This is a genomic window from Mesorhizobium sp. M0904, from assembly GCF_040319475.1.
In the GTDB taxonomy this organism is placed as follows: domain Bacteria; phylum Pseudomonadota; class Alphaproteobacteria; order Rhizobiales; family Rhizobiaceae; genus Mesorhizobium.
The window spans coordinates 429,347-442,454 of sequence record NZ_JAMYOC010000001.1; the positions used below are offsets into that span (position 1 = coordinate 429,347).

Here is a 13,108-nt window from a genome sequence, read left to right on the forward strand (position 1 = left end):
TTGATCATGCTTTTGTGTGCCAGCGGGCTGGCGGGCTGCGCCGACTATCTAAACCGCTACGACACGGTGACACTGGCCGCAGGCGACACCCAGAAATACAATTCGCTTCTGCAGACGGTCGATCCGCTCAATCCGGCGTCAAAAAAGACCGCCATTGAAGGGGATGGCGCGCGCGCTGCTGCTCTTGCCCAGAGTTACAAGTTTCCACCGCCACCACCGCCGCCGCCGGCCATCACGGTCAATGTCGGGACGCCGAAAGACACGGCGGATTGAACAGAAGGATCAGCGCGTCAGGTAAACAAGGAATCCTGGCGTCGAGCAAAAGAGCAAGGCCATGCTGCGTATTATTCGCGCGTTCTGGCACGATCAGAGGGGAATAGCGCTGATACTGGTCAGCGTCATGCTGCCGGCGATCATCGGATTTTCTCTGCTGGTGATCGACATGAGCCGGCTCAACAATCTGCATAACGATCTGCAGAAGGGTGCTGATGCGTTTGCCCTGGCAGGCGCGGCTGAGCTGGACGGGACGTCGGGCTCTATCAGCCGTGCTGATAGGGCGATCGCTACGCTGGTACGCAATCGATACACCTTCTCGACCGCCGGCCCTCCTCAAACGCTCGCTTCCGCCGGAGTAACACGCCGATATCTTCGCTCATTGCCGGCCACCGACAATCTCCCGATTGTGCCGGCCAATGTGATCACCGACGAGCTGAATGACGCCAAACTTGCCCGTTTTGTTGAAGTCACTGTAACCCCTGTCGGGTTTGCTGCAATCTTCCCGGCTTCCTTCTTGTCATCCAGCGCCAGCAACAATTTCAATGTCGGCGCAGTCGCTGTGGCGGGCTTCACTTCCGGCGTGTGCGATTTCACGCCGGTCTTTATGTGCAACCCTTACGAGACGGTGGACGGGACGAATGCAGCGGGCGGATTCACACTTGAGCAGGCCGTCTCCAACCCGGCTGTACATCGTCGACTGATCGAACTGAGGAAGGTCGGAAATGGGGCTGCCGCTGGCCCTGGTAACTTCGGCTTCCTCGAACCTCCGGCCGGTGTGGGGAACGGTGCTCAAGCCCTCGCTCAGACGATTGCAACATCAAGGCCGATTGGTTGCTACAGTTCCGCCAACGTTAGCACGAAAACTGGCCAGAACGCCGGCCCAGTGCAAGACGCCTTCAATGTTCGTTTCGGCATTGCAGCCAGCGGCAACCATTTCAATAGTGCTGAATACGGTCCAGCCGCGAACGTCCGCAAAGGGGCAATCAAGACCCGAGGAAGCGCAAACCAATGTCCTTCCATGAACCAACTTTCATTCACCCAAGCTGGAACAATGGGCCTTCCACGCGACGCGACCACTCCATACCTCGGCGGCCGAATGGGCGATGGAAATTGGAATTTCTCTGGTTACTGGAGCACCAACTTTGGTTCCGCTGGCTACCCATCTTCATGGAATACGACCAAGCCGACGCGCTATCAGGTCTACCGTTACGAGATATCAGCCGGGTTGGTAGGCATGGCGTCGACTGGTGGCGAGATCGGAACCCCGTCGGCAACTTGCCAACCCCCTGTCACGACGGTTGACCGTCGGTTGATTTACGGTGCGATCCTGAACTGCAATGCACTCCACGCTGCCGGCAGCGATCTGTCCGGCCACAGCACGGATCTGCCGGTGGAAGCTTTTGGAAGCTTTTTACTGACTGAACCGGTTGCGTCGCCATCGGAAGACGCATCCGTGATGGTTGAATTGGTAGACGTTACTGGGGGTGGCGGCCAGGGCACGCTAGACAATTTCCTCCGCGACGAAGCTCAGCTTTACCGGTGATGGCGATGATTGGAATGCTATTGCGTCATCTCGATAGATTTCGATGCGATCAACGCGGTGCAGTGCTCATCGAAATGACGTTGATCACGCCGCTGATGCTGATTTTGGCGGGTGGCGTGTTCGAGTTCGGCAATCTGATTCACGAAAAACTCTTGATGGAGGCCGGACTTTCAGATGCAAGCCGCTTCGCCGCGCGCTGCAACAGCCAATTGTATACACAAGCCGGGCTTGCGGCGATCAACTGCGCCGACATCGCTGCAAACATCGCTGTGTTCGGCAATGCCGCGGGAACAGGCAGTGCACGCGTCAGCGGCTGGCAGAAATCGAATGTGACGGTGACAATCGCCGCCTCCGGTTCCTGCCATGACGCTGTGGTTGCCGGCGTCGCGCAATATCGATCAACCACCGCGCAGGTCTGTATCGTCAGGGCTGCGGGTACCTTGGCGTACGGCGGGGTCGGCATGCTATCGATAATCGGCATCGGCCCGATTACGTTGAACGGCTCTCACGAGGAGCGGCTGATCCGGTTCTGACCATGTTCAAACGTTTTGCGGATTCGGACGACGGCGCGGCGATGGTCGAAATGACCATCGTTTCGACGCTGCTGTTTGCCCTTGTCCTCGGTTTCATCGATTTCGGTCACGCCTTCTACCAATGGAACGCTGCTACCAAGGCGGTCCAACTCGGCGCCCGGCTGGCCTCGATTTCAGACCCAATTGCGACGGCCCTTGCAACTGCGGCGCCGACAACGACACCGGGTGCGCCAGTCGTTGCCGCGGCATATGGCCCCTTCGTCTGCAGATATACTGCTGGCACAGGAGCTTGCACCAACGGCGGCACATTCAATGCCGCCAACTTCAGCCGTATCTTCCGCGGGGACACGGCAAACACCAACGATGATGCCTGTCCCCCACTCGCAGCAAATCAACGGCCCGGGATGTGCCATTTCTTTCCGCGCTTGCGCCGCGATAACGTGGTGGTCACCTACAGCGCCACTGGCTTGAGCTATCAGACCCGGCTGGGCGGACCGGTGCCAACAATCACCGTAAGTCTTCAAAACGTGACCTTTCAGTTCTTCTTTCTGCAAGGGCTGATGGGCTTCGCGAACCTCACCATGCCCTCCATGCTAAGCACGGTTACGGGCGAAGACCTGAAGAGCACATCACCATGAACGCCATCAACACGAAGGTTCTCCCAACCAAACGAAAGCAGGTCGCCCTGTTCTCGTCTGATTCGCAGTTCAAGCAAGACGTGGCGACGCGGCTCGATGCGCTGGCGATTTATGACGTCCGGATTTCCGAAACGGATGATTTTCTCAAAGGCCCGACCCCCGACACGCGGCCGGGCATCGTAATCCTCGACCTTGCCAATGGCGAGCTGCTTGGCAAGCCTGGCATTGTCGAAGGGCGCGCCCTGTGGGCGGCCGTGCCGCTGATTGCGGTTTCCGACGATCTGACCTCTGAACAGACGCGCATCCTGGTGCGAATGAACGCCTCGGACTGGCTGCACAAACCACTTGATGCCAAGGAGCTTCTGAACGCGGTCACCTTCCACGACACCGGCAACCAGGGCACCAAGAGCCGCATCATCACCTTTATCGGCGCTAGCGGCGGCGCCGGCGCTACGACGCTCGCTTTGTCAGCGGCGGAGTTCCTGGCCTCGAAATCCACCGAACGTGCAGCTTCGACCTGCCTCGTCGACCTCGATTTCCAAAGCGCCAATTGTGGCGCCTATCTCAACCTCTTCAACCAGTTCGACCTTGCCGGCATCATCGGCCAGCCGGAACGGCTCGATGTCGAACTGATGGATGTCATCAAGCTCTCGCGCCCGTCCGGCCTGACGCTGTACGCCTTCGAAAGGCCGCAACTGCCATTCGAGCCGCAGGGCGCAGATTTCGTGTTCCGGCTGCTGGACCTCGTCGCCTATCGCTTCGATGACATCGTCATCGACCTGCCCAACATCGAAACTCCCTGGCAGAATCCTGTGCTTTCCACGAGCGACGCGATCTTCATCGTGTTCGAGCTCAACGTCGCCTCGCTGCGGCAGGGCAAGCGGCTCTACAAGAAGATCCGCGATTTGCGCGGCAATTCGGTGAACATCACGCTGGTCGCCAACAAGCACAAGAGCAAATGGTTCGGCAATCACTTTTCGCGCGGCGAACTCGAAAAGATATTCAAGGCACCGCACATCAAATCGGTTGCCTTGGACAATACGCTGCTGACCGATGCGCTGAACCGAGCCATCATGCCTTCCGAAGTGGACGGGCGGGCACGCTTCAACAAGGATCTGAAGCGGATGTTCAAAGAGCGGCTCGATGACACTGCCCGGTAGATATCGCTTCGTTCCAACGCTTGCGGGCGCCTGCATCATAGGCCTGGCATTGGCGGCATCGTCCTGGGACTGCGCCCATGCCCGATCCGGGCTATCGGACCAGCCGCCGCTGCCAGCCATGGGCCCCAGCCTGCGCAAGTTTGTTTTTTTCCAAACCGCGGAACAGCCGGGCACGATCATTATCCGCAAGCAGGAGAAGGCGCTCTATCTTGTGACCCGAGAGGGTGAGGCGCTGCGCTATCAAATCAGCGTCGGGCGTGACGGATTTGGCTGGACCGGCACCGTGGAAGTGGGGGCGAAAACCGAATGGCCGGAATGGCGACCACCGAGAGAAATGCGCGCGCGCCAGCCGGAGCTGCCGAAGATGGTGCCGGCCGGTCCCTACAATCCGCTCGGCGCACGGGCTCTCTACTTATCCCGAGACGGGCACGACACGCTTTATCGCATACACGGCACCAACGACCCTTCAGGCGTTGGCTTCGACGGCACATCGGGATGCTTTCGTCTTACCAACACCGATGTGATCGATCTTTTCAGGCGCGTCTCGGTCGGTGCAAAGGTGGTGGTCCAATGACGATGATTAGCGACCCGGACATGCCGGCGATCGACATTGGGCCGGCGACCCAAGCTATAGAGCAAGTTGTCGCTGGGAAACCGAGCAATGCCAGGATGATCGGGGTTGTTGCTGCAGGCACCTTGCTGATCACAGCCGCAAATTTAATAGCCGCGGTCTATCTCTTCCGCGGCATCAACGATCTGCGCTCTGTCGAAGGGAGGCTGGAACAGCTCGGATCGTTCGAGCAACGGATTGCGGCCCGGCTCGACATGGTCAATAACGGCTTTCAAAGCCGGTTCGAAAAACTGGACAATCAACTGCAGGGTAGCTTCAGCCAGATCAACGGCAGCATTGCTCGGATAGAACAGAACTTGCCGCTGGTCAACGACGACGTTTCTACCGTGGCGGAGCCTTTTGTTGAGACGACCAGCGCCACGGCGGAGCCGGTCAGCGATCTCGATAGTGAAGAAGCGACCGAACGCAGTATCGTCGAAGCACCACGCCCGCCCAAAAGGAGGATCGCAGCAGCGGTGCCCCCTGCCCCAAGCTCCTCCTACCGGCGCATAGAGCAGCCTGACGGCAAGGTCTATTACCGCAAGATCGATTAGAAGCGGGGTAAGGGGGCGTGGAGAATGCTTGCCAGAGAAGATCGTCCGCCGCTTTGCGCGTCGGCGTCCATATTCGTTCTGGGAGCGCTTTTCGTCGTTTTTGTCGGGTGGACGTCGGTGCCTTCGTCCAGCCTGGTGCTCGTGGCTGACATCGTGCCAACCCACGAAACCTTGCTGATCGAAGTGTGGGTCTCGCTACGCGATGTCGTCTATTCGTCCCGCGAGGCGCTGATAAAGGTCACCGCTTACGACTTCTCGATCTTCGGCGGCATCGAAGGCAAGGTCTCTAGCATGATCGCCGACAGTTTGGTCGATCAGAAAAACGGGGGAGCCTTTTACCAAGTTCGTGTCGCGGCGGACAAATCGACGCTCGCGAGGGATGACGAGACTTATTCAACCATCCCGGGCATAATGTGCTCAGTAGACATCAAGACGCAAGGCGATTCTGAGTTACCTTTTAAAGCCGATCAACAAGGCGCGTCAGGAGACCATGAGTGAGCGCTAGCGCCACCTCTCCTCCCATCAATCGTGATCGGCTGCTTCTAACGATCACAAAAGAGGATTTCGGGCTGGAATTCCGGGTCGTCGCGCGTGGCGGCATACGCCGCGGCATTCGTCTGGAAAAGGCTTTCTGGATATCTCTGAAGCAGATGGCTGAAAGTAGGAAATGCACAATCGGCATGCTGATCGAGGAGATCGCCGACAGCCCGACCAAGACTGGTAACCTGACATCGGCGATTCGGGTGGCTTGCATACACGGGCTGGCGGATGAAAACATGGCCCTGCGGAAGCTTGCATCGATCAGGACGATCAATGCCATATTGCTTGCCTGCCCCTCGCCCGCTTTTGCCTTGGCGTCATCGAAGAAGATCCTGACTTTCAATGCTTCGTTCCAGCAATTCGTCAAGCGTCAGTTGCCGATCGGACCAAACAATGATGCACGACTAGATCTCAAGCTGGCGCTGGATCTCCCTGTCGCCGACATTTTTGCCCAACTCGACGCCAACGGCGAAGTACCGATCGCCAGCGGCTTTGTAATCGGGGCCGGCGAACGCCGGTACCGAGGTCAATTGAATGTAGTACGGGCGCCCGTACCCGAACCGGAATTGCTGATGGCGTTCGTCAACAGCTAGAACTGCGGCCTCCAGTGAGCGAGGCTCAATCCGGGCTGAAGATCCTTCGTGTCATTTAGCGCGAATAGGAACTGTCTGCGAGACTTCGATTAGGCCCGACCGCTATTGCCAGCCGACGGCCCGCGCCGTTTGGCGGGAGCGGCACCATCACCAATCAACCGGATTCATTACAATGAAGGGCGACAACCTCGAAGAGAGAGGGCAAGACGACGTATTGGCGCCAGAGAAGGCTTGGCGAGCAGAAAAACGGGATTGGATCCGAACTGGGCTGATCGTCGCGCAAATCCGCGCGGAAAAGCTGCGGCAAGCTCCAAGAAGAAATTTCGCAGGATCGAACACATGTGTTGGCTGGAAAATAGAAAGCTTATCCGCTCCGCGAAAATCATTGCCGAGGCTGAGCATGCCGAACGTAGCGAAAAGACAGCAAGATTGAGATCGCTTCGGATGGCAGCTCAGAGTGACCTGAAGGCTCCGTTCCTTGAGGAACTCGATTGCTCTCTAGTTGTTGCCGCACTGACTCAAGGCGAATTATCGGCTAAACTTCCTGACGGATCGCATTGGCGGGGCCGAGCAAGGGCAACAGGCAAAAACCAGTATTCCTCCGCGCCCGCCAATTCGAATTAGCGAGTGTTGCCTCGTCCGATGACTCAGAAGGCGATCTTGACACCCGGCCTGCCACTGACAGTGGAACTGTCTTGAGACCACTTGCCGCAATTTCACTGCTGAGCGTGGTCGATTGAGCGTTGAACCCAGACGACATTGCGACGAGAAGTCTGCGTCTTCAAACTCACTCTCTCTGCTGTCAACGCTTGCCGTGTTGGAATAGCCGAAGCGCTCCTGGATTTCCGCTCGCGCAAATGGGCTGATCACCTGATCACCTGATCACCATACCGTCGCCGAAGAAAATCGGCGTAAATCCAGGTGGCTCTTTCGATACGAGACCTGAGCCCGTCAACAGCGCAGCCTTGGCAAGTTATTGGCTACCCTGCAGACGGACCATTGGGTCCCATTTCCATCAAGATGCCGCAGCTTTGATGTTCGCCGCACCTTGGGTTCGCACGCATACAAGTTCGGTCTCTATGCTGTTCTCGATTGGCTGCGGCGAAGCTTTGCGCGCGATGCTCCGTTACAGGAAACGGCTTGAACGCTCCCGCGCGGCTTGGGGCCGGCTCGCTTGGGCTGTTCTGTCTGGCGACAGCGGCTGTTTCACGCGAATTTTGCAAAAAAATGAACTGGTGCATTTGAAAAAGGAGCTCGTGCTGTAGGCACCGCAGCTATATCCCTCGATTGGGTGATTAGCCGCTGGCGGTCTCCCGACTGGAACCCCGAACACTTTGCGAATTGTTGGCGGATCCGACAGGACTCTGAGGCATAGCTAAGATCGCTTTAGCTCGCGCCCGAGCATGTTCCCGTCTTCGATCATCTGCGCGGTCATCCCGCATCTTCTATGGCATGGGCTTCAACGAAACCGGCATTGCACAGACGCCCATCGGCGGCCGCGTGCTCGCCAGTCTGGTGCTCAGCGCAAGGACCGGCGGAGCGCCAGCGGTCTTGTCGGCATCGACCGGCGGCTGGCATTGCCTCCAGAGCCGTTCCGCTATCTCGGCGCCAGACTTGTACGCGGCGCAATCCGGCGCAAGAGCGACATCGAGATCCGCAATCGGAACCCGGATGTTCTCACCCGTTTTCTTGCGCAGCTTACGCCGAGGCATCGCAAGCAGTAGTAGTCGTGCCCAGCAGTCCGCCTGGGCTGTCATTCAGCCGAGCCGATCCCGATGGCCGATGTTGTTGTAGGCAAGCGAAGAGACATACGACACGTCAATATCCGTGCATGGCCTCAACCTCGGCATAGACGCGCTGCAATTCAGCTCCAGCCAGACCGTCGCGGCCGGAGATCAGACGGCCTCGCGGTTGCGGTGAACCGCAATTGAATTACGCTCCACCAAGCGGGCCGCCAGCACACGGTGCTCGAAAGGCAAACTGGCCTGCGCTAACCTCTTCAAGAGAAGCTCCGCCGCCGCCGCCCCGATCAAATGCGCTGGCTGGGCGATGGCTGTGATACCCTGGGCCACGAATTGCATCCAATCGAGATCGTCGAAGCAAAGCAGCGAAACGTCTCCTGGAATCGCAAGTCTTAGTGCGGAAGTCGCCTCCAGAACGCCTGTCGACATCACACCATCGGCGGTAAATAGAGCGGACGGCGTATTGCGCATTGTCAGCAGATCGAGCGCCTCCTTGCGAGCTGCCTCGCTAGAATAGACCGCTACGCGGCGGATCAACCGTGGATCCGGCTCGATACCTGCGGCACGATGGGCTTCGAGATAACCCAACAATCGTTGCCAGCTTGGATGATGGTAGCGAACATCGAAGCTGGAGAGATCAACGTTCGCCACAAAGGAGCCAACATCATCGCGGTGGCCCGGCCCGAGTTCCGCCAGTATTCCGATGCGGCTGTGTCCGGCGGCGATCATGGCCGCGATGCTGTTACGCGTTACAGAAACGTTGTCGACCACGACTGAATCGGTTTCCAGGCCCGCCACTATACGGTCGAACTGCACGACGGGGCAGCGGGCCGCGACTGCTTCACGAAGATGATCCGGCTCGTCCACGAAGGTCGATGAGACGATCAGCCCATCGACCTGCTTTTCCAGCAGCAACTGCACCGCCTCTCGCTCGAGTTCGGCATTTTCGTCACTATTCGTGACGATTACCCCGAAGCCGCCACGGCGCGCGACATCCCCTATTCCGCGCAGCACGCTGGCGTAGAATGGGCTTTCGATGTCGCCAACCACAACTCCGATAGTCTGCGTCTTACCGGTGATCAGGCCTTTGGCCAGGCGATTGGGGCGATAGCCCAGCGCAGCTGCGGCGGCGCGCACCTTCTCCTGAACCTCGGAGCTGCTGTAGCCGTAGCCACCAAGGACACGCCCGGCGGTGGCGGAGCTCACCCCGGCCCGGCGAGCGACCTCTATGATAGTTGCGTTTTTCGACGATCTTTGAGTCACTCGGCAAACCCCGCCGTCACGCGCGCGCATGACGGCGACCTAGCGGCAGTTAAGCCAGCCCCGCAAGGCCGAACACCGCAACAGCCGCCGTTACGCACACCATTGCAATCACAGCACCTCTGACAAAAAGCGCCGAAGACGTGGACTCTGCGGATTGTCGAAAAGGTCCTCCGGTCGTCCTGCCTCGACAATCCGCCCCTCGTCCATGAATACGACCTGGTTCGCGACCTTGCGAGCGAAGTTCATCTCGTGTGTAACGACGACCATCGTCATCCCGCCCCGTCCGAGGTCGGCCATCAAGTTCAGGACACCTTTGACCAATTCCGGATCGAGCGCACTGGTGACTTCGTCGAACAGCATGATTTCGGGTTCGAGGGCCAGGGCGCGCGCGATGGCCACCCGCTGCTGTTGCCCGCCCGAGAGATTGGCCGGCCGATGGTCTTTGCGCTCCAGCAGTCCGACTTCATGCAGCCTCGCTAAGGCCGCCCCCTCAGCCTCCTCGCGCGACATGCGCTTAACTTTGCGCAGCGCCAGGGCGATGTTGGCGAGCGCGCTGCGGTCTGGAAACAGATTGAACTGCTGGAAAACCATGCCGACGCGCCGCCGGAGTTGGTCAGGGGTCTGTTTGTAGATGCTTTCGCCATCGAGCAGAATGTCGCCGGCTCGACACTCTACGAGGCGGTTGAGGCAACGCAGCAAGGTCGACTTGCCCGAGCCGGACGGACCGACGAGGCAGGTGACGGTCCCGGGCTCGACTTTCAGACTGACGTCATGAAGCACCTGGACGGCGCCGTAGGCCATGTCGATGTTCTTGACCTCGATGCCGCCGCCCTTGAAGCGGGTGGGCGCCACTGCGGGCAATTTCGCTGCGCCCGGCACGACCGCCTCGGCAAGCTCGGCGACTTCCTTGAGGCCGCTCTGCACAGCGGTGATACGTTTGCCGACGCGCATCCGCGCGTCGATGTAATTGACGAGGTGGGTCAGCGGCACCGTGATCACGAGATAGAACACGCCGGCCAGCAACAGCGGCGACAGATTGCCGGTCAGCACGGCCTGATCCTGGCCAACGCGGAACAGTTCGCGTTCGGAGGCGAGCAGACCAAGGAAATAGACCAGGCTGGAGTCTTTGACGTTGCCAATGAACTGGTTGACCAGTGCAGGCAGGACGCGGCGGATGCCTTGAGGGATCACCACCAGGCGCATGCCTTGGCCATACGTCATACCGAGAGTGCGGGTGGCGTCGATCTGACCACGCTCGACGCTCTGGATGCCGGCGCGGAAAATCTCTCCGATATAGGCGCCGGCGATCAGGCTGAGCGCCAGAATGCCCAGCGGATAAGGCGATGGACCGAACAGATCTCGGCCCAACCGCGCGAAGCCTTGGCCAATGATCAGGATCGTGACAATAGCAGGAAGCCCGCGGAAGATATCGGTGTAGACCCGCGCAAGGAGTTTCAGCGGCCGGTTCTCCGAAATCCCCATGACTGCGAGGACGATACCGATCAGCGTCCCGAAAAACGTCGAGGCAAGGGCCAGGATCAAAGTGTTCTTGAGGCCGACCATCACCATGTTTGGCAGAACTTCTGCCATCGCCTGGAAATCAAGGAAGCTGCGGGCGAAGGTATCGAACCAGCTCATATCAAGTCCATCTATAACTCGGCCGGGCACCGTTGCTCACGGGCCCGGCCGGAAACGAAAATGAATACGCGCGAATTTACTTCTTGGGCAGATATTGATCGGGCATCGGAGTGCCCGGGAACCACTTCTCATGCAGCCGTTTCCAGGTGCCATCGTCCATGGCCTCGCGCAGCGCCTTGTTGAGCGCCTCGCGGAAGGCATCGTTGCCTTTCTTGACCACGAACCCGGCCGGCGCATCGAAGGACGGCACGTTCATTGTTATCTTCAGGTTCTTATAGCGCTCCACATACTGCTTGGCCGACTCATAATCAGTGAAGTGGCCATCGATCGTCCCGTTATTCAGCGCCGCCACCGCAGTGTTGTTGTCGGGGAATTTGACAATGTCGCCCTTCAGATTCTTCTCGGCATAGATTTCCTGCAGCGTTCCCTGGATCACGCCGATGCGCTTTCCGGCGGTGCTCTCATTGCTCGTCAGTGCCGGATCAGCCGAAATGATCGACAGGTAGCCGGCGAGATAGCCGTCGCCAAAATCCACGGTCTTCTTGCGCTCCGCGGTCGTGCCAATGGCGGCGACAGCGACGTCGAAGCGGCCGTTGGCCACGGATGGCAGCAGCGCCGAGAATTCCTGCCCGGTGAAAACGACCTGCTCTTCCTTGAACCCGAGCCGGCGCGCTACGTCGCGGAAGAGTTCAGCGTCGAAGCCCGTGAAATTACCGTTGGCGTCGGTGAAGACGTAGGGTTTCGCATCGCCCATGGTTCCGACGCTGATCACCGTCGGGTCGATGAGGTTGTAGGGGTTGTCGGCCGCGTTTGCCTGCGTTGACGAGGCCAACGTGCCAAGTCCTGTCAACAGCGCGATCGTCAGCGCCAGACCGGATTTCACCAGTTGGCGCCTGCTCGAATTCGTTTGCATGTCTTCTCCTCTTACGATTGGCCAAACCGGCCTGTGATCCCACTCGACGTCTCATCCATCAAAACGCTCTTAGGCGGCGCTCAGTATGAATGAGAACGTTATCATTTCATTTAGCATTGTCCATTTGTCGCGTCAATTGTTCCGGAGAATTTCGCGCCTAGACGGTTTTTCCGTCTTGCACGTGCAGAGTTCCGCGGAGGATCTCCGGCGTCATCTTCCCTATGTCGATTGCTGTCGCATGGCCAATCGCCCCGTAGTATCGGCAGGTAGCGGCCGCTGCCTCCGCGGCATGACCGAGGATGCCCTGAGGCGCCTCTTCCCTGAGCAGGCCGAATAGCGTTCTGGCGATGAAGGTGTCGCCCGCGCCCAAGGTGTCGACGGGTTCGACCAGCCGCGCCGGGGTGCTGTAGGAGACGGTGTCGCTGTGAAGCACCGCGCCAGCTCGACCTCGAGTCACCAGAACCCATTTTGAACCACATGCAAGCAGTTCGGATACGATTGCAGCCAATTTATCGTCGTTGAGACCGTCGCCCGAGACGGAGGCCAGATAGCAATAGCGCCCAATCTCGCGCCGGTGTCCCGGCTCCCGCCGTGTAGAAAAATCGTAAGATAACAGGGATTTGCTCGATACCGCGGCAACCCACGGGTCTAACCCGCTGGATTGGCCGATGTGGACGGCCTGAAAGCCCGAGAGAAAATCCAGATCTTTTTGCGTCGGCGTAAACACCGAAACTCCGAGATCGAAGTCCAGGAAAATCCGATCGGCGTTGCGGTGACCTATGAGGCAGTAAGCGGTAGGCCCCTTGAGGCGCCGTAATCGGCTAACGTCCACGCGCTCCGACGTCAATGCAGTGCGGATCAGGTCCCCTGCCCGGTCTTTGCCGATCGCTCCGACATAGGCCGATCGTCCGCCGAAGCGGCTGACATAGACCGAGACATTGAGGCAATTTCCGCCAGGATACATCTCGTCGCGAGCAAGATAACAATCGACCACATTATCGCCTATCGCGGCAATCTTGACCATTGCAGGACTTTCGGTTTAAAGGATGTGATAACGTTCGCACAATGGCTGCCACCTGTCAATTGTGCGCCGGCCCCTAGTTCT

14 protein-coding genes are annotated in these 13,108 nt (G+C 58.8%); 10 read left to right on the forward strand and 4 right to left on the reverse strand.

What is annotated here, in order from left to right; genetic code table 11:
* The first annotated feature begins 6 nt into the window (after positions 1 to 6).
* The 10 genes from NKH80_RS02135 to NKH80_RS02180 all read left to right on the forward strand — a co-directional run bounded on the left by NKH80_RS02135 (position 7) and on the right by NKH80_RS02180 (position 7,071).
* Positions 7 to 273: a hypothetical protein gene (locus tag NKH80_RS02135; RefSeq protein ID WP_352508001.1), complete on the forward strand. Its 267-nt coding sequence runs from the start codon at positions 7 to 9 to the stop codon at positions 271 to 273.
* A 61-nt stretch (positions 274 to 334) separates the two neighbouring features.
* The gene (locus NKH80_RS02140) at positions 335 to 1,819 is read left to right on the forward strand and encodes a pilus assembly protein TadG-related protein (RefSeq protein ID WP_352706324.1); all 1,485 of its coding nucleotides are present in this window, start codon (positions 335 to 337) and stop codon (positions 1,817 to 1,819) included.
* 14 nt (positions 1,820 to 1,833) lie between these two features.
* Entirely contained in the window at positions 1,834 to 2,352 is a 519-nt protein-coding gene (locus tag NKH80_RS02145; protein ID WP_352473017.1) for a TadE/TadG family type IV pilus assembly protein, read from the forward strand.
* A 2-nt stretch (positions 2,353 to 2,354) separates the two neighbouring features.
* A complete protein-coding gene (locus NKH80_RS02150) occupies positions 2,355 to 2,990 on the forward strand; it encodes a TadE/TadG family type IV pilus assembly protein (protein WP_352473002.1) in 636 nt (211 codons plus the stop codon).
* Positions 2,987 to 4,150, forward strand: coding sequence for a CpaE/TadZ family protein (locus NKH80_RS02155; protein ID WP_352989278.1), 1,164 nt, complete (start codon positions 2,987 to 2,989; stop codon positions 4,148 to 4,150). The genes NKH80_RS02150 and NKH80_RS02155 overlap by 4 nt, the downstream gene beginning before the upstream one ends.
* Complete coding sequence (locus tag NKH80_RS02160) at positions 4,134 to 4,724, forward strand: L,D-transpeptidase (RefSeq protein ID WP_352989280.1); 591 nt, start codon at positions 4,134 to 4,136, stop codon at positions 4,722 to 4,724. Before NKH80_RS02155 ends, NKH80_RS02160 begins: the two co-directional genes overlap by 17 nt.
* Positions 4,721 to 5,314 (forward strand): hypothetical protein, encoded by a 594-nt coding sequence (locus tag NKH80_RS02165; protein ID WP_352706330.1) that lies wholly within the window; start codon positions 4,721 to 4,723, stop codon positions 5,312 to 5,314. The genes NKH80_RS02160 and NKH80_RS02165 overlap by 4 nt, the downstream gene beginning before the upstream one ends.
* Before the next feature lie 24 nt (positions 5,315 to 5,338).
* Positions 5,339 to 5,812 (forward strand): beta-barrel domain-containing protein, encoded by a 474-nt coding sequence (locus NKH80_RS02170; protein WP_352989284.1) that lies wholly within the window; start codon positions 5,339 to 5,341, stop codon positions 5,810 to 5,812.
* Positions 5,809 to 6,447: a ribbon-helix-helix domain-containing protein gene (locus NKH80_RS02175; RefSeq protein WP_352542689.1), complete on the forward strand. Its 639-nt coding sequence runs from the start codon at positions 5,809 to 5,811 to the stop codon at positions 6,445 to 6,447. Before NKH80_RS02170 ends, NKH80_RS02175 begins: the two co-directional genes overlap by 4 nt.
* Before the next feature lie 231 nt (positions 6,448 to 6,678).
* Positions 6,679 to 7,071: a hypothetical protein gene (locus NKH80_RS02180; RefSeq protein ID WP_352706334.1), complete on the forward strand. Its 393-nt coding sequence runs from the start codon at positions 6,679 to 6,681 to the stop codon at positions 7,069 to 7,071.
* Between the two features lie 1,271 nt (positions 7,072 to 8,342).
* On the opposite strand, the gene NKH80_RS02185 is transcribed toward NKH80_RS02180, so the two are convergent.
* From NKH80_RS02185 to NKH80_RS02200, 4 genes are all read right to left on the reverse strand, one after another.
* Complete coding sequence (locus tag NKH80_RS02185) at positions 8,343 to 9,482, reverse strand: LacI family DNA-binding transcriptional regulator (RefSeq protein ID WP_352989286.1); 1,140 nt, start codon at positions 9,480 to 9,482, stop codon at positions 8,343 to 8,345.
* 78 nt (positions 9,483 to 9,560) lie between these two features.
* Positions 9,561 to 11,090, reverse strand: coding sequence for an amino acid ABC transporter permease/ATP-binding protein (locus NKH80_RS02190; protein ID WP_352989289.1), 1,530 nt, complete (start codon positions 11,088 to 11,090; stop codon positions 9,561 to 9,563).
* 76 nt (positions 11,091 to 11,166) lie between these two features.
* Positions 11,167 to 12,003, reverse strand: coding sequence for an ABC transporter substrate-binding protein (locus NKH80_RS02195; protein ID WP_352753134.1), 837 nt, complete (start codon positions 12,001 to 12,003; stop codon positions 11,167 to 11,169).
* A gap of 157 nt (positions 12,004 to 12,160) precedes the next feature.
* Positions 12,161 to 13,027 (reverse strand): PfkB family carbohydrate kinase, encoded by an 867-nt coding sequence (locus NKH80_RS02200; RefSeq protein WP_352823752.1) that lies wholly within the window; start codon positions 13,025 to 13,027, stop codon positions 12,161 to 12,163.
* Between the last annotated feature and the right edge of the window lie 81 nt (positions 13,028 to 13,108).

Excerpts from the sequence above, each read along its gene's own strand:
- NKH80_RS02145 (WP_352473017.1), top strand. The coding sequence starts at position 1,834 with ATGCTATTGCGTCATCTCGATAGATTTCGATGCGATCAACGCGGTGCA.
- NKH80_RS02200 (WP_352823752.1), bottom strand. The coding sequence starts at position 13,027 with ATGGTCAAGATTGCCGCGATAGGCGATAATGTGGTCGATTGTTATCTT.
- NKH80_RS02170 (WP_352989284.1), top strand. The coding sequence starts at position 5,339 with ATGCTTGCCAGAGAAGATCGTCCGCCGCTTTGCGCGTCGGCGTCCATA.
- NKH80_RS02140 (WP_352706324.1), top strand. The coding sequence starts at position 335 with ATGCTGCGTATTATTCGCGCGTTCTGGCACGATCAGAGGGGAATAGCG.
- NKH80_RS02185 (WP_352989286.1), bottom strand. The coding sequence starts at position 9,482 with ATGCGCGCGCGTGACGGCGGGGTTTGCCGAGTGACTCAAAGATCGTCG.
- NKH80_RS02135 (WP_352508001.1), top strand. The coding sequence starts at position 7 with ATGCTTTTGTGTGCCAGCGGGCTGGCGGGCTGCGCCGACTATCTAAAC.
- NKH80_RS02160 (WP_352989280.1), top strand. The coding sequence starts at position 4,134 with ATGACACTGCCCGGTAGATATCGCTTCGTTCCAACGCTTGCGGGCGCC.
- NKH80_RS02195 (WP_352753134.1), bottom strand. The coding sequence starts at position 12,003 with ATGCAAACGAATTCGAGCAGGCGCCAACTGGTGAAATCCGGTCTGGCG.
- NKH80_RS02190 (WP_352989289.1), bottom strand. The coding sequence starts at position 11,090 with ATGAGCTGGTTCGATACCTTCGCCCGCAGCTTCCTTGATTTCCAGGCG.
- NKH80_RS02150 (WP_352473002.1), top strand. The coding sequence starts at position 2,355 with ATGTTCAAACGTTTTGCGGATTCGGACGACGGCGCGGCGATGGTCGAA.
- NKH80_RS02155 (WP_352989278.1), top strand. The coding sequence starts at position 2,987 with ATGAACGCCATCAACACGAAGGTTCTCCCAACCAAACGAAAGCAGGTC.
- NKH80_RS02165 (WP_352706330.1), top strand. The coding sequence starts at position 4,721 with ATGACGATGATTAGCGACCCGGACATGCCGGCGATCGACATTGGGCCG.